Origin of the sequence: Inhella gelatinilytica (assembly GCF_016093295.1) — a bacterium.
Lineage (GTDB): Bacteria > Pseudomonadota > Gammaproteobacteria > Burkholderiales > Burkholderiaceae_C > Inhella > Inhella gelatinilytica.
In genome coordinates this window covers 961,905-977,855 of record NZ_JAEDAL010000001.1, presented here as the reverse complement: position 1 = coordinate 977,855, position 15,951 = coordinate 961,905, and the positions used below count along the sequence as shown (strand labels likewise).

Sequence of the window (15,951 nt, the reverse complement as noted above, 5' to 3'; positions counted from 1 at the left end):
AGAACGACAGTGTCGTCAGCAATCAGGCTTGAGCCAGACGGCCCGCCGGTTCATCCTCTCCGGGATCCATAAAGAAGCTGGACAGGTACATCAGCAGACCGAGCAGGAAGCCCACGCCACCGCCCAGGCGCACCCAGTAGAAGAAGCGCAGTTGGTCCTGGGTTTGCATGAAGCCCATCGCGCCCTCGGTCGGGATGCGCTGCAGCCAGACTTGCAGGATGCCCGCGCCGGTCAGGGCCAGCACCATCACGCCCATGCTGAGTGTCATCACCCAGAAGCTCCACATTTCCATGTTCTGGGCGCGCTGCGGGTTGCACTCGCGGCCGCGCAGGATGGGCATGGCGTAGCTGATCATCGCGATCACCACCATCACATAAGCCCCATAGAAAGCCAGGTGGCCGTGAGCCGCAGTGATTTGGCTGCCGTGGGTGTAGTAGTTCACCGGGCTCAGCGTGTGGATGAAGCCCCACAGGCCCGCGCCCAGGAAGCCCATCACCGCGCAGCCCACCGTCCAGAGCACCGCCGCTTGGTTCGGGTGTTCACGCTTGCGGCGCTGCACCATGTTGAAGGCAAACAGCGTCATCATGAAGAACGGGATCGGTTCCAGCGCGCTGAAGACCGAGCCAATCCACTGCCAATAACCCGGCAGCCCGATGAAGTAGAAGTGGTGACCCGTGCCCAAGATGCCAGTGACCAGCGCAAAGGTAATGATCAGGTACAGCCACTTGTCGATGATTTCGCGGTCCACGCCCGTGGTTTTCACCAGCAAGTAGGCCAGCATGGCGCCCAGAATCAACTCCCACGTGCCCTCCACCCAGAGGTGGACGACGAACCACCAGTACATCTTGTCGCGCACCAGGTTGCTGGGGTTGACGAAGCTGAACAGGAACATCAGCGCCAAGCCCCACAGCCCCATCAGCAGCACCAAGGAAATCGCGGTCTTGCGTCCCTTGAGCACGGTCATGCTGATGTTGAAGAGGAAGCCAAGCGCCACGACCACAATGCCCAGCTTGGTGGGCAGCGGCTGCTCCAGGAACTCCCGACCCATGGTGGCCAGCAGGTCATTGCCGGTGGCCGCCGCCAGCGTGGCGTAGGGCACGAGCAGGTAGCCGAGGATGGTCAGCGCGCCTGCCACCAGGAAGATCCAAAAGAGCGCGATGCCCAGTTTGGGGCTGTACAGCTCGGTCTCGGCCTCTTCCGGAATGAGGTAATAGGCCGCGCCCATGAAGCCCATCAACAGCCACACGATCAGCAGGTTCGTGTGAACCATGCGGGCGATGTTGAAGGGGATGGCGGGGAAGAGCAGGTCGCCGATCAGGTACTGCAGACCCAGGGCCACCCCAAAGAGGATCTGCCCCACGAACAGGCCAATGGCGCCCATGAAGTACAGGCGCGACACCGCCTGTGACGAATATTTGATTTGTGCGGTTGCCATGGTTGATCACCCTTCAATGTTCGGCGGCCACTGCTCGGTGTTGATCTTGCTGGTCCACTTGAGGAACTCCGTCAGATCGTCGAGCTGCTGGTCATTGAGGTGGAAATTCGGCATCTGGCGGCGGCCCGGGGCCCCCGTGGGCTGCGCCTTCATCCAGGCCTTGATGAAGTCCGGCCCGCGACGGGTGTAGACGTTGCCCAACTCGGGTGCGAAGTACGCCCCCTCACCCAACAAGGTGTGGCAGCCGATGCAGTTGCGCGTTTCCCAGATGTGTTTGCCGCGCACCACCGCTGGGGTGATCTCGCCGGCATTCGATCGCTGGGGTATGCGCTGCTCGGTGTGAAACACAATCACTGCGAACAGCAGTGCAAAGAAGACCGTCCCGCCGTAGAAGATGTTGCGAGCGGTCTGACTGGTAAGTCCTCGGCTCATAGGGCGCCTTTCGCGCAGGTTTAAAGAATAGGGTTGCAGCCTAGGCCTTGCACCGACTCGATTCCTTGATGCGGCTTAAGGTTCGACGAAAGTCATGGGCTGGGATTAACCTGGAGACGACTCCACCACCACGCGGCCCCGCATCTCGGGGTGGGGCCCGCAGACATAGGGGTAAGCGCCGACTTGGTCGAAGCGACGCTCCCAGTGCTCGTCAGGAAAGAAACGGGGCGATTCCGGAAGGTCCGCAAACAGCACGGAGTGGCTGGTGCGCTTTTCGCGGTTGATCCAGCGCACGGTGGTGCCCACGGGCACCCGAAGCTCCGCCGGTTCGAAGCGCATGTCGCGAATGTGGACCTCCACCGTCGCGGGCTGCGCCCGCGCGGCGGCAAAACCAAACGCCGCGCCGACCCACCCGATCAAACGGGCAAACCCAGCGCGGCGCGACCGCTGCACGGCGGGAACGTTCACTTACTGTTTGGCCGCCGTCACGTCCGCCTTGGCGTCCAGACCCAGCGTGTAGCCCAGCGACACCTGGTGGTAGCGCCCGGCCGTGTGGTCGTCATGAATGGCAAAACCAAAGTTGACGGTCTTGCCGGCAGCGAGTGCCACGTCCCCGTCCCCCCCGGTGAGCTTGCGGGTGAAGACCACGCTCCACTCGTCGCCCTTCTTTTCGCCCTTGGCATCGACCAGGGCCTTGCCACCTTCCATGACGCGCTTGTCCGCCACGTAGCCGTCAAACTTGCCGCCCTTGCTGGTCCATTGGATCAAGTCGTAAAACTTGCCCGAGGCCAGGCTGCCATCAGTCACGTACTTGGTTTTCTTGTCATCCTTGCCCTCGGGCATCGTGCGGGCATCGGCATGGCAGGTCTCCCAGCAGCCGCTGAGGTTGGCGCGGGTGATCTTGTTGTCCTCGAACATCACGGCCAGCTTGACCGCGTTGTCCTTGTCCATCTTGTCAGCACCGCCCGCGGGCTGCTTCCACGTGAAGCGAAGGTACAAATTGGCGCCATCGTGCGAGGCTTGCACGCTGACCGGAATGGCGCCGGCTTTGCCCTTGATCACGTGGGGTTCGTTCTTCTGCCCGGTGACGATCTTCTTGCCCATGTCGGCCACTTCTTCGGCATGACAACTGGTGCAGCTTTCGCCCTTTTTGAGGCCGCGTGCACCGCCGTGCTCGCTGCCCTTGGTGATCCACTCGATCGGCGAAGCCCCGGGATAAAACACGGTGAGCTTGGCGGCCGGGACCTTGCTCCAATCCGGCGCGGCGGCAAACGATCCGGCGCTCAGGGTCAACAAGGCGGTCGTGAGGGCAGTGGTGATGTGGGTGCGTTTCATGGGGAGTTCTCCTTATTCCTCGTCTTCCGGCATGTTCTTGGGCTTGTGGTGCGCAATGCCCTTGTGGCAGTCAATGCAGGTTTCGTTGTTCTTGGCCGCGAGCTCATGGCTCTTCTTGGCGCGGGGCTTTTGCTTTTCTTTGTCCATGCTGCCCAGCGTGTGGCAGTTGCGGCACTCCAGCGAATCATTGGCCTTCATCCGCGCCCACTCGCGCTGGGCCATGGTCAGCCGGTGTTCTTCAAACTTCTCGCGCGTATCCACCGTGCCCATCACCTTGCCATAGAGCTCGCGCGAAGCCTGAATCTTGCGCAGCATCTTGGGGCCCCACTCTTTGGGCACATGGCAGTCCGGGCAGGTCGCGCGCACGCCGGTGCGGTTGGTGTAGTGGATGGTGTTCTCGGAATACTCTTTGTAGACGTTGTCTTTCATCTCGTGGCACGAGATGCAAAAGGACTCTTTGTTGGTCATTTCGACCACGGTGTTGAAGCCGCCCCACAGGATGACCCCGGTCACGATGCCCCCCAACAGCAACGTGCCCAACGACAACCGGCTGGGCGACTTGATGGTGCGCCAACAGCGGGCAAAAAAGCCGGGGGTGGGTGAATCGGCCACGGGGAACTCCTGTTCTGGTTGTTTTTTGGGGGCGCGTCAAAAGCTTGAATGGTTCAAAGGTTTTGAGACGCCTCCGCAGAGGGAAAACCCGGCCACCGGGGTGGCCGGGTTGATGCACATCAATAGATGTCGTGCTGCGTGTTGTAGACGTTGAACTTGCCCGTCGGGGTCACGATGCGCGGATCGGTGATCACCTTCTTGAGCTTCAGCGTCTTGTCGTCATAGATGACGATGGCGCTCTGGTCGGTCTTGCCACCCCACAGCGAGATCCACACCTCGTCGCCCGCCTGGTTGTATTCCGGGTGGGTGGCACGGCGCAGGGCCTTGGTTTCCGGCAAGCCGCTGTCCTTGGCCACGTCCAGCTTCTTGGGCGCCTTGCTCAGGTCCTTCAAGTCGTAGACGTACACGGCCTCGGCGTTCTCCCGCTCGGGGTTCATCGGCATGTCGGCCCAGAGGTTGCTGGACTTCGGGTGCGTCTTCACGAACAGGTTGCCCGCGCCGCCGGTCTTCAGCTCTTGCACCACCTTCCAGTTGTGCTGCTTGAACTTGGCGTGCTCCTTCTTCTCGGACGGCGTGGAGATCAAGGTGATCACCGCGTCGCCCAGGTGGCCCGTCGCCCACACCGGCCCGTACTGCGGGTGGATGAAGTTGGCACCGCGGCCCGGGTGCGGGATCTTCTTGGTGTCCACCAGGGCAGCGAGTTTGCCGGTCTTGGTGTCCACCGCGGCGATCTTGTGCGAGGCATTGGCCGCCACCAGGAAGTAGCGCTTGCTCATGTCCCAGCCGCCGTCGTGCAGGAACTTGGCCGATTCGATCGTGGTGGTCTTCAGGTTCTTGATGTCGCTGTAGTCCACCAGCATGATCTGGCCGGTTTCCTTGACGTTCACCACCCACTCGGGCTTGATCATCGAGGACACGATCGAGGCCACCCGCGGCTCGGGGTGGTACTCGCCATCCACGGTGTTGCCGCGGGTCGAGACGATCTTCATGGGCTTGAGCGTTTCGCCGTCCATGATGGAGTACTGGGGCGGCCAGTAGGTGCCACCGATCAGGTACTTGTCTTCGTAGCCCTTGAACTTCGAGGTGTCGACCGAGCGGGCATCGGCACCCAGCTTGACCGTGGCCACCGTGGTGGGCGTTTCGTACCAGAGGTCGATCAAGGTCACCAAGCCGTCACGGCCCACGGTGTACACGTAGCGACCCGAGGCCGACAAGCGCGAGATGTGCACGGCATAGCCCGTGTCCAGCACCTGCCAGATGTTCTTGGTGTCACCATCCACCAAGGCCAGCTTGCCGGTATCACGCAAGGTGATGGCAAAGACGTTGGCCAGGTTGATCTTGTTCATCTGCTTCTTGGGGCGCTGGTCCACCGGCACCAGCAGCTTCCAGGACGCTTCCATGTCCTTCAGGCTGAACTCGGGCGGCACATCGGGCGTGCGCTGGATGTAGCGCGACATGATGTTGATCTCGTCCTTGGTCAGGATGTCGTCGTAATTGACCATCCCGCCCTCGGTGCCCATGGCGATGATCTTCTCCAGTCGCTGGGTTCCAAGTTTGAGCGTGCCGCCTTCCTGGACCGTGCCGTCTTTGGCCGTTTTCTTCCAGTGCGGTTCAAGGTTCTTGCCCGTCGCGCCCTTGCGCAGCACGCCGTGGCAACCGGCACAGCGCTCAAAGTAGATCTTCTTGCCGATCTCGACTTCCTGCGGGGTCATCTCGGGGGCGCCCGTTTGGGCGAAAGCGCCAGTGGCCAGCACAGCACCCAGGGCCAGCATGGACAGCTTGGGAGACTTCATTTTTTTGACTCCTGTTGTCGGACCGCGGAGGGCTGGCAGTCCATTCAGCGTGTTTCCGTCTCAAGCTCACCCTTGAAGGGGTGGGCCTAGCGTGCCGCCATGCTGTCCTGCTTGGCCTTGCTTTTCCTTGAAGTTTGTCAAGCGTTGCCCTTTTGGTCCGGGTTTACCCGTTGGCGTCCGCCCCCCACAAAACGCGGGAGGCAACGCACGCGCGCCTGCGCTAGGCTCGGGGGACTGAGGTTTGCCCATGCCCGACGAAAAGCCCTACCAAGTCACCCAACCCGCCGCACTCGACGATCCGCCCACGCAGATTTCCGAGCCCGAAGCGTTTTGGCCGCTCCCCAGCGGCTTGATGACCGACGGGGGGGAATGCTTGAGCTTTCCCGAACCCGTGGAGGTGCATGCTGCGGGCGGCAAGCGGTCGGTCGGCCAGCTGCTGGAGTGGAACCCGGGCGCCCGCTACGTGGTGCTGCGCCGGCCCAGCTCGCCAATGCCCTTGCAGGTCGCCTGGTCGGAGCTGGCGTCCCTGCGACTGATGCGACCGGTTCGCCTGGCCCCCCAGGGCGGGCGGCCCGAAGCGCGGCCCTTCCAGGCCGTGCTGAAGATGGGCCGAACCGTGGAGGGGCGCACCCTGGGGCACCTGCACAACCCCGACGGGCTCTTCCTCTATCCCCCGGATGACAAGGGGGGATCCACCGTCACACGCTTGTTCGTGCCCGCCGAACAAATTGACCGCTGGGATCTGCAGTCGGGCACCACCGCCCCGCCCCCACCCGCCAAGCCGCCCCGCAGCCGGCGGGAGCGCGACCCCTTGCTGGACCGGCCCATCGACAGCGCGGACCAGCTCATGGCCGCTTTGGCCGCGCAGTCGCGCATGCCCATCCTGCGCATTGGCGAAGCCCTGGTCGAGCTCAAACTGTTGACGCAAGAGGAGCTGAGCGATGCACTGGCCGAGCAGGCCGGCGATCACACCATGCCCCTGGGCCAGCTGCTGATCGACAGCGGGCGGGTGACGCCCCCCCAGCTGCAATCGGCCCTGGTGCGCAAGATGGGCTACCCCGCCGTGGACGTCACCCGCTTCGCTGCCGAGGTGCTGGCGCTGCAAAAAGTGCCTTACGCCATGGCGCGTCGCTTGCGGGTGCTGCCCCTACTGATTCGCAACGGCCGCCTCATCGTCGCCATGGAAGACCCCACGGCCCGCGATGCGCTGGATGAGCTCGAGTTCTCGGCCCAGTGCAAGGTCGTGCCCGTGGTCGCGCCCGTGGGCACGCTGGCGTTTGGGCAGCGCGAGGCCTACACCCGCATTGGTGATGTCTCCGCCGCACCGGATGTGGAGACCGTGGCCGCCGAGCGCTTGGTTGAGACGCTGGAGCGCGAAAGCCATGGGTACGACGAGCTCGATGACCATGTCATCGAGCAAAGCGACAACTCCCTGGTTCGCTTGATCAACAGCATGATCCTCGAAGCCCACGCCCGGGGTGTTTCGGACATTCACATCGAATGCCAGCCCGGACTCGAAAAGGTGCAGGTTCGTTTCCGGCGCGATGGCGTCATGTCCCCCTACCTGGAGCTGCCTCCCACGTACCGGCATGCCGTGGTGGCGCGCATCAAGGTGATGTGTGATCTGGACATCTCTGAGAAGCGCAAACCGCAAGACGGCAAGATCAATTTCGCGCGCTTCTCGCCCCAGCACCGGTTGGAATTGCGGGTCGCCACCATCCCCACCACGCATGGGCTGGAGGATGTGGTGCTGCGCCTGTTGGCCTCGTCCAAGCCCTTGGAGATGGATCACCTGGGCCTGAGCCCCGCCAACCACCAGGCACTGGACCAAATCATTCATCGGCCCTATGGCATGGTGCTGTGCGTGGGGCCGACGGGTTCGGGCAAGACCACGACGCTGCACTCGGTGCTGGCCCGCATCAACACGCCCGAGCGAAAAATCTGGACCGCCGAAGACCCGGTGGAAATCACCCAGCGGGGCCTGCGCCAGGTGCAGGTCAATCCCCGCATCGACTGGACCTTCGCCAAGGCCCTGCGGGCCTTTCTGCGCGCCGACCCGGATGTCATCATGGTGGGCGAAGTCCGGGACCAAGAAACCGCCGAAATTGCCATTGAGGCCTCCCTCACCGGCCATTTGGTGTTCAGCACATTGCACACCAACAGTGCGGCGGAAACCGTCACCCGGCTCTTGGACATGGGCTGCGACCCGTTTGGCTTTGCCGATTCCCTGCTCGGCATCCTGGCCCAGCGTCTGGTGCGCAGCCTGTGCCCACACTGCCGCACCCAGCGCCCGCTCACCGAAGACGAGCAAGAGGCGCTGTTGGACGAATACTTGCGCCCGCTGCCCACGCGCCAGCGCCCCAACCGGCACGAACTGCTCGCGCAGTGGACCGAGCAGTTTGGCCGCGGCGGCCCCTTGCAGCACTATGAGTCCACCGGTTGCCCGCGCTGCGCCCAGACCGGATTGATGGGCCGCATGGGCGTGCACGAACTGATGATCGTCAGCCCGCAAATTCGCCACCTCGTGCAAACCGGGGCCCGGGCGGACGAATTGCTGCGGCATGCGCTCTCCGAAGGATTGCACACCCTGCGCCAAGACGGGGTGCTTAAGGTACTGCAGGGCCTGACGCCGCTGAGCGAAGTGCGCGCCAACACCTAAGGGGCCGTACCCACACAGCCTAGGACAAACACGCAACCGGCTCGGATTTCCTCCCAAAGGAGGAGATTCCTGCTAAAACGCGCCTTCTCTTTGCGCACTTGGTTGCGGCCATGAATCGTCTACGTTTCGCCCGGCTTTGTCTGGCCCTGAGTTGCGCCCTTGGCACCGCCTGGGCGCAGCCCAACCCCAACGCGCTGACACCACCGAACGTCCCCGCGGCCTGCAAGGCGCTGCAGGCCTCCGGCAACCCACAATACCCGCCCTACCTCTGGCGTGACCCGGCTGACGAATCCCGTCTTGTGGGGGCCAATGCCGAGCTGATGGAGTGGATCGCCCAGGAGATCGGCGTGCCCATCGACTTGCGCTACGTGGGCAACTGGGCCAGGGTGCAAGAAGAAGCGCGCTTGGGGCGGTTGGACGTCATCGCCGGGGCGTTCTTTACGTTGCCGCGAACCGAGTACCTGGACTACAGCTTTCTGCCCTTCCGTGAAACCCGCTCGGTGGTCATTCAGCGCAAGTCCACCCCGTTCCCCTATCAGCGCTGGGCGGATTTGCGCGAGCGCTCGGGGCTGACGGTGATCAACAACAGCTTTGGGCAAGCGTTTGACCGGTACGCCAACGAGTCTCTCAAGCTCACCAAGGTCAGCAGCCTGGAGCAAGCCCTGCAAATGCTGCAACTGGGCCGTGGCGACTACGTGCTGTACGAAGAAAGCCCGGCCGAGGCTTACATGGCGCGAATGGGTCTGGCAGGCCTGAAGATGGTCATGCCGCCCATTGCCCAAGAGCAGCTGTATCTGGCCATTGCGCACCGCTCGCCCTGCAACACGCCGGAGCTGCGCGGGGCCATCAACCGTGCCCTGTACAAATTGCACCAGGGGCGGCTGATGCAGGGGTTCATCGACAAAGCCGTTCAACTGTGGAAGGTGCAGGAGCGCAAGAACCCCTGACCGGCAGCCCGCCTTCGCGCGTCAGGGCAAGCGGAACCCCGCCACCGCACTGACCAGTTGATTGGCTTGGTCGCGCAGGCTGGCGGCCGCGGCGGCACTTTCCTCCACCAGGGCCGCGTTTTGCTGCGTGGCTTGGTCCATCTGGCTGAGCGACTGCCCAACCAGGGCCACACCGCTGCTTTGTTCCGCGCTGGCATTGCTGATTTCGCCCACGATGTGGGTGACGCGTTGAATCGCCGTGACCACCTCGGTCATGGTGGCCCCGGCACGGTCCACCAGCTGCGAGCCCTGCTCGACGTGCTCCACACTGGCGCTGATGAGGCTCTTGATCTCCCGCGCTGCCTCGGCGCTGCGTTGCGCCAAGCTGCGCACCTCGGCCGCCACCACAGCAAAGCCGCGCCCGGCCTCACCCGCTCGGGCCGCTTCCACCGCGGCGTTCAGCGCCAGGATGTTGGTTTGGAAGGCAATGCCGTCAATCACGCCAATGATGTCGGCAATCTTGCGAGAGCTGTCGTTGATGCCCTTCATCGTGGCCACCACGTCGCCCACCACTTGCCCGCCCCGCTCGGCCACTTCCGACGCGCCCTGCGCCAGCGAATTGGCCTGCGCCGCGTTGTCGGCGTTCTGACGCACGGTGGTGCTCAATTCATCCGTGGTGCTGGCGGTCTGCTGCAGGTTGGCCGCCGTCTGCTCGGTACGGGACGACAAGTCCATGTTGCCGTCCGCCACTTCGCTGGCCGCCACCTGCACGCCATCGGCGGCCTGACGCACCTCGCTGATCAGGGCCAGCAGGCGGTTGCGCATGTCCTGCATCTGGCTCAGCAGGTGGCCGATCTCGTCACGGCCATCGGCCTGAATGTCCAGGCGCAAGTCCCCCGCGGCAATGGCACTGGCCAGCTCGTCGGCCTTGGCAAAGCCCGAACGGATGCGCGCCAGCAGGCTCAGGAACATCCAGGTGGCCGGCACGCCCACCAGCACCCCCACAGCCAGGAAGATCCAGAGCAGGCGTTGACTCAGGGCCTTGGCGTCGGTAGCCGCCGACTGCGCCAGCCCCTCCTCGTGCTGACGCAGACCTTCGAGTGCATCGAACAGGGCCTGACCTTCGCGGCGCCCAGCGGCCAAAAATGCGGCCATCGTGGGCGGTGAAAAATCGCCACCGCGAATGGCGTTCACCGTGGCGTCCACCTGGGCAATCCACTCCTTGCGTTTGGCGTCCACCGCCTGGGCCAGGTCGCGCCCCTTGGGCTCATCGCTGACCGCCTTTTGGATCAATGGCCAGGCTTCTTGGTTCTTGGTGCGCCGCTGGTTGAAATTGTCCAGGTGCATCGACAGCTCGTGGCCGTGAATGCTCAGCAAGGGGCTGTCCGGGGCGTGCTGAAACATCAGCAACACTTCGACGCGGTTGCCTTGGTTGGCCTTGATCAGTTCATTGATGCGGTTCACCGTCACCATGCGTCGCTCGGCCACATCGCTCAGTCCATCCGAGGTCTTGAACAAGCCCCACAGCGCCAGGGCCGCCATCAGCATGAAAGCCACCCAAAACAGCGCCATCACCGACATGAAGCGCTTGGATATCCGAACGTCATTGAACATGGTTGACCTCAGCGATTGGCAGAGCCCCACTCCTGCAACAGGTCACGGGGGCTCCATCCCGTCGAAAAGGCCATTCTCCGCAGCCCCCGCCCGCCGCGCGGGTCCCATCATGCGCGCAGTGGGTTTGGCGCAACAGCTTGGCGTGCCGCCTCAGGACGGTTGGGCCGCCGTGCTGGCCTGTGCCACCCATTCCTTGATGGCGGTCAAGCCCTCGCCGCTGGACAAGGGCAAGTTGCCGTGCCCGCGACCCGTCAAGCGCGCATAGCGTTTCCAGGACGCCGCGCTGTGCTGCGCCAGGGAGTCGCCACACTGCACGGGCAAGGTTTCGTCGGCGTCACCGTGCATCACCAGGGTGGGTGCCTTCACGGTGGCAATTTGGTCCACCGGCTGGGGCCGCTGCTGGAACACCGGGGCGAACTCCAAACCCACAAAGGGCTTGGCGTACCAGGGCACCAGCTTGTCGAAATGGCCCTTGGCCTCGTCAAAACTGGAGATGCCCGCCGCGACGAACAGGCCTTGAACCGGGCGGTTCGCGGCCAGGTGCACCGCCGGAATGCTGCCCAGCGAATAGCCCATCACCAGGGTCGGCAGACCGGCCTTGGCCTGTTGGTCGTAAATGCGCAGCGCATCGGCGCGCAGGGTCTCGAAACGGGTCTTGCCGCCGCTGGCACCCGTGCCGCGCACGTCATAGGCGACCACGTCCACCTCCAGCCGGTGCGAGAGCTCGTGCAGCAGGCGCAGGTTCTCCCACAGCGTGTTGCCCCCACCATAGAAAAACACCAGAGCCGCCTTGGGCGACGGGTGGTTCAGGCGCCAGCCCTTCAGGCTCTGGCCCGGCAGGTCGGGCAGGGGCAACTCCAGGTTGGTGCGCGTGATGCGGTCGCTCAGCCAGTCCGTCTTGCGCTGCGGCAGGAACTGCTCTTCGGTGACGTGAATGGTTTTGAGCGCGCAGCCGCTGAGCAGCGCCAGCGCCGCCAGGCCCAAACCCGCGCGAACCCCCATCGATTGCTTCATGTCTTGATCCACCCGATTGAATGAAGCGGCGGATTTTGGGGGCTGCGCTCGGGGCTCGCCCTCCTCCAATGGAGGGGTGGTGGGCTCAGCCACACGCCCCGACGTGGCCGCAGGCGGTGCAGAAGTCGCAGCCGTCTTTGTCAATAAGCGCGGCGTTGCCGCACTCCGGGCAAGGGCGGCCGGCTTGGATTTGCAGTCCGGTCGGCGTGCCGGCCTGCGGGGCGGGGGCCTGCATGACGCCCATGTCACGCACGGGGTAGCCCTGTTCGTCCAGGATGCCCAGCATCGCGTAGCGGTGGAGGACCAGGCGCGCCAGGTAGGCCACGGTGCTGGGCCAGGTGCGCTGCTTGCGGGTGCCGGGCTGCAGGCTGGGCTCGAAGGCCATGAAGTCCCCGAGCGGCTCGGCGTAGTTCAGCAGCTTGCGCAACTTCATGCCGATCCAGGCCGGGTCCACCACCCGCATGTCCAGACTCAAGAGGCGCGCCAGCCCGTCCAGCGCCCGCGGGTAGCGGCCCGAGAGCGCCATGGCGCAGGGCCGGGTGTGTACTTGCCCATCCGCGCTGGGCACCGTGACCTCTTTGAGCGTCAGCGTGAAATCTTCGTGCGTGGCGGGGTTGACCACGTCCACGGCCCAGGCCAGCGTGCCATCGGCCCCGGTCTGGGGTTCGCTGCGGCTGAAGAGGGCATCGAGCACCGGTGTCGGCGCTTTGTCGGGGCCCGGCAGGGTGCCGAGTTGCTCGCAGCGCCAGCGCAGCAACGCCGCCAGGGCCGCCACCACGCCGGGGAAGCGACGCGGCTGGCCTAGCGGCGGGAAGGGCATGTCAAAGGCATGCTCTTCGGCCACGGTGGCCAGCGTGTCCAGCTTGAGCTGCAGCCAGCCCAGGTCGTTGGCGCGCAAATCCATCGACAAGGTCTTGGCCAGTGCCCCCAAGCCGCGCGGCTGTTCGGCACCGTTGACCCAGACCTCGAAGGGTCGGGCGCCACCGGGCTCATTCAGCTCGCCAATGAAGAGGGCAAAGTCTCCGTGCGGATGGCGCACCATGAAGGTCCAGGCCGGGTTGCCGCCCGCCAGCTCCGGGCGGCCCGGCCAGCGCAAGGAGGCGAGCACCGGCGTGGCCGTGGCCTTGAGCGCCAGGCGCTGGTTGGGGTCGAGCTGCAGGCTCGGCGTGGCCGGCGCCGCTGGGGTGACCGACAACACCGAACCGAGCACGGCATTGGGCCGGTAGGTGGCCAGTCCCTTGAGACCGAGCTTCCAGGCCTGGGTGTAGAGCTCGCGGAAGTCCTCAAACGGGTAGTCCGCCGGCACGTTCACCGTCTTGCTGATGGCCGTGTCGATGAAGGGGGCAACCGCGCCGACCATGGCCGCGTGATCCAGGGCAGAGATTTCCAGCGCGCTGACAAAGGCGGGGGGCAGCGGCGCTGCGCTCCCGTGCAGGTGGCGGAACAGGCGGTAGGCATGGTCCTCGACCGCGTACTCCTTGTGCGAGCCGTCGGCCTGGCGCTTCTTGCGCTGGTAGGTCCAGCTGAAGGCCGGCTCGATGCCGTTGCTGGCGTTGTCGCAGAAAGCCAGGCTGATGGTGCCCGTGGGGGCAATGGCCAGCAAGTGCGAGTTGCGCAAGCCCACCTCGCGGATGCGCTTCTTCAGCTCGGCCGGCAGGCGCGAGGCGAAGCGGCCATTGGCCAGCAGCAGGTCCGCGTTGAAGAGCGGGAAGGCCCCGCGCTCTGCCGCCAGGTTGGCGCTGGCGCGGTAGCTGGCGTCACGCATCACCTCCGCGATGCGCGCGGCCTGGGTGCGCGCGGCCGGGCTGTCGTAGCGCAGGCCCAGCATCACCAGCGCATCCCCCAGGCCCGTGAACCCGAGCCCCACCCGGCGCTTGGCCTGGGCCTCGGCCGCCTGTTGCGGCAGCGGCCACAGCGTCAGGTCCAGCACGTTGTCCAGCATGCGCACCGAAGTCGCCACCAGGGCCGCAAAGCGGTTCTCATCAAACGCTGCGTTGGCGCTGAAGGGGTCCACCACAAACCGCGTCAGGTCGATGGAGCCCAGGCAGCAGCAGCCATAAGGCGGCAGGGGCTCTTCGGCGCAGGGGTTGGTGGCGGTGATGGTCTCGCAATAGCCGAGGTTGTTGTCCTTGTTGATGCTGTCCAGGAACAGCACGCCGGGCTCGGCGTGGTCGTAAGTGCAGTGGATGATCTGGTCCCACAAGTCGCGGGCGCGCACGCGGCGGTAGACCCACTGACCGTCCTCGCGGCGGTAAGCCCCCTCCGCCTTGATCGCGGCGCCGGGCTCAGCCTTGTGGACCAGTTCCACTTCCTGGTCCGCCTGCACGGCCTCCATGAAGGCGTCGGTCACGCCGACCGAGAGGTTGAAGTTGCGCAGCTCACCGCCGTCTTTGGCGTGGACGAAGGTCTCGATGTCCGGGTGGTCGCAGCGCAGCACGCCCATTTGCGCGCCCCGGCGGGCACCGGCGCTTTCCACCGTCTCACAGCTGCGGTCGAAGACCTTGAGGTAGCTGACCGGACCGCTGGCCGAGCTCTGCGTCGAGCCCACCCAGGCACCGGCCGGGCGGATGCGCGAGAAGTCGTAGCCCACGCCGCCACCTCGGCGCATGGTCTCAGCGGCTTCGGCCAGGGCTTGGTAAATGCCGGGGAAACCCTCTTCGGGCGTGCTGATGCTGTCGCCAATGGGCTGCACAAAGCAGTTCACCAGCGTGGCCTGCAGGCCCGACCCCGCGGCGGACTGCACGCGCCCAGCGGGGATGAAACCGTCACGCTGGGCTTGCTCAAAGGCCTCGGCCCAGCGGGCGCGGGCCTCTGGCGCTTCGGCCTGGGCCAAGGCCAGCGCCACGCGGCGCTGCACGGCCTCGATGGAATCCTCATCGCCCTTGGCGTATTTCTCGATCAGCACCTCGCGGCTGATGGGTTGCGGGGCCAGGGTGGCGGCGGTGGGCTGGATGGCTTGCGGGGTCATGACGCTATATCTAGTGTGAAGCCAGCAGCGTAACCACTAGATGTGTGGATTTCTAGCCCCGACAATGCAGGGGTCGTGCTTGCATTGAGCAAAATCAAGCGCTGTTCAAGCGGCTGCCCTGGGGGTAACCTCCCCCTTTCAGCCAACAATTCCGTTCGACCCGTGTTTTGGCGACAAAGTCCATGACCCACCGCCCCTCCTTGCTCTTGGTGGATGACGAGCCCGATGCGCTGCACGTGCTCGCCCATTGCCTCGAAGGCCTGGGGACGCTCCATGTCGCCACGTCCGGCACACAGGCGCTCGCCATGGCGCGCCGCCACCCGCCCTCCGTGGTGCTGCTGGATGCCAACATGCCGGGGCTCAGCGGCTTCGAGACCTGCCAGGCCTTCAAGGCCGACCCCCTGCTGGCCGCCTGCCCCATTCTGTTTGTCACCGCCGAAGACAGCGCCGAGCAGGAAGCCAAGAGCTTTGAGATCGGCGCGGTGGACTACATCACCAAGCCCATCCACCCGGTGGTGGTGCGGGCCCGGGTGCGCACGCAGTTGCGCCTGAAAGAACTGACGGACGAGCTGCGCCGACTTGCCCTGGAAGACCCCCTCACGGGGCTGGCCAGCCGGCGCTGCTTTGAGCCGCAGTTGGTGCGCGAGGTCGCGCTGGCGGCGCGCAGCGGCTTGCCCATCGCCGTGATGATGGTGGACATCGACCACTTCAAACGCTTCAACGACAGCGCCGGGCACGCGGCCGGGGACCACGCCCTTCGGGAAGTGGCCCAAGCACTGTCGCGCGCGGCCCGCCGCCCGGGCGACTTGATCTGCCGACTCGGCGGCGAAGAGTTCGCGTTTTTGCTGCCACAAACCGGACTGGGTGACGCCAGCACCGTGGCAGACCGCGCATTGGAAGAGGTCCGGCGCATGGCCCTACCCCACCCCGGCTTGCCGGAGGGCCAATGCTTGAGCGTCAGCCTCGGCCTGGCCGCGTGGTCGCCCGGGGGACCGGTCCGCGATGCACCCAGCGGCGCCTTGCTGCTGGAAGCCGCCGACCGCGCGCTCTATGCCGCCAAGCAAGGGGGGCGCAACACCGCGTACGCCGTGCAGTTTGGGCCGGAACCCTTTCAGACACGGCCCCTGCACCCCGGTTCGGCAACGGTCTCCGTTGCGCCCTGA

At 65.0% G+C, this 15,951-nt stretch carries 12 protein-coding genes; 3 read left to right on the top strand and 9 right to left on the bottom strand.

Going from position 1 to position 15,951, the window contains the following annotated elements; genetic code table 11:
• Nucleotides 1-22: 22 nt before the first annotated feature.
• From I7X43_RS04490 to I7X43_RS04465, 6 genes are all read right to left on the bottom strand, one after another.
• Nucleotides 23-1,435: a cbb3-type cytochrome c oxidase subunit I gene (locus I7X43_RS04490; protein ID WP_198099678.1), complete on the bottom strand. Its 1,413-nt coding sequence runs from the start codon at nucleotides 1,433-1,435 to the stop codon at nucleotides 23-25.
• Nucleotides 1,436-1,441: 6 nt separating this feature from the next.
• Nucleotides 1,442-1,867 carry a c-type cytochrome gene (locus tag I7X43_RS04485; protein WP_198099677.1) on the bottom strand — a complete coding sequence of 142 codons (426 nt, stop codon included), beginning with the start codon at nucleotides 1,865-1,867 and terminating at the stop codon, nucleotides 1,442-1,444.
• A 105-nt stretch (nucleotides 1,868-1,972) separates the two neighbouring features.
• Nucleotides 1,973-2,335, bottom strand: coding sequence for a cupredoxin domain-containing protein (locus tag I7X43_RS16350; RefSeq protein ID WP_198099676.1), 363 nt, complete (start codon nucleotides 2,333-2,335; stop codon nucleotides 1,973-1,975).
• The gene (locus tag I7X43_RS04475; protein ID WP_198099675.1) at nucleotides 2,336-3,202 is read right to left on the bottom strand and encodes an ethylbenzene dehydrogenase-related protein; all 867 of its coding nucleotides are present in this window, start codon (nucleotides 3,200-3,202) and stop codon (nucleotides 2,336-2,338) included. It abuts the gene before it with no gap.
• A gap of 12 nt (nucleotides 3,203-3,214) precedes the next feature.
• Nucleotides 3,215-3,814, bottom strand: a complete 600-nt coding sequence (locus tag I7X43_RS04470) for a NapC/NirT family cytochrome c (protein ID WP_310737517.1) — start codon at nucleotides 3,812-3,814, stop codon at nucleotides 3,215-3,217.
• 119 nt (nucleotides 3,815-3,933) lie between these two features.
• Nucleotides 3,934-5,586 carry a cytochrome D1 domain-containing protein gene (locus tag I7X43_RS04465; protein ID WP_246480189.1) on the bottom strand — a complete coding sequence of 551 codons (1,653 nt, stop codon included), beginning with the start codon at nucleotides 5,584-5,586 and terminating at the stop codon, nucleotides 3,934-3,936.
• Nucleotides 5,587-5,854: 268 nt separating this feature from the next.
• Here I7X43_RS04465 and I7X43_RS04460 point away from each other — a divergent pair, with 268 nt between their 5' ends.
• Both I7X43_RS04460 and I7X43_RS04455 read left to right on the top strand, forming a co-directional pair.
• Nucleotides 5,855-8,266 carry a GspE/PulE family protein gene (locus tag I7X43_RS04460; RefSeq protein WP_246480121.1) on the top strand — a complete coding sequence of 804 codons (2,412 nt, stop codon included), beginning with the start codon at nucleotides 5,855-5,857 and terminating at the stop codon, nucleotides 8,264-8,266.
• Between the two features lie 110 nt (nucleotides 8,267-8,376).
• Complete coding sequence (locus tag I7X43_RS04455; protein ID WP_198099673.1) at nucleotides 8,377-9,213, top strand: substrate-binding periplasmic protein; 837 nt, start codon at nucleotides 8,377-8,379, stop codon at nucleotides 9,211-9,213.
• 21 nt (nucleotides 9,214-9,234) lie between these two features.
• On the opposite strand, the gene I7X43_RS16545 is transcribed toward I7X43_RS04455, so the two are convergent.
• From I7X43_RS16545 to I7X43_RS04440, 3 genes are all read right to left on the bottom strand, one after another.
• Nucleotides 9,235-10,806, bottom strand: coding sequence for a methyl-accepting chemotaxis protein (locus I7X43_RS16545; protein ID WP_198099672.1), 1,572 nt, complete (start codon nucleotides 10,804-10,806; stop codon nucleotides 9,235-9,237).
• A 150-nt stretch (nucleotides 10,807-10,956) separates the two neighbouring features.
• Nucleotides 10,957-11,820, bottom strand: a complete 864-nt coding sequence (locus I7X43_RS04445) for an alpha/beta hydrolase (protein WP_198099671.1) — start codon at nucleotides 11,818-11,820, stop codon at nucleotides 10,957-10,959.
• An 85-nt stretch (nucleotides 11,821-11,905) separates the two neighbouring features.
• Nucleotides 11,906-14,788, bottom strand: coding sequence for an adenosylcobalamin-dependent ribonucleoside-diphosphate reductase (locus I7X43_RS04440; RefSeq protein ID WP_198099670.1), 2,883 nt, complete (start codon nucleotides 14,786-14,788; stop codon nucleotides 11,906-11,908).
• Between the two features lie 182 nt (nucleotides 14,789-14,970).
• On the opposite strand from I7X43_RS04440, the gene I7X43_RS04435 reads away from it, so the two are divergent.
• Complete coding sequence (locus I7X43_RS04435) at nucleotides 14,971-15,951, top strand: diguanylate cyclase domain-containing protein (protein ID WP_198099669.1); 981 nt, start codon at nucleotides 14,971-14,973, stop codon at nucleotides 15,949-15,951.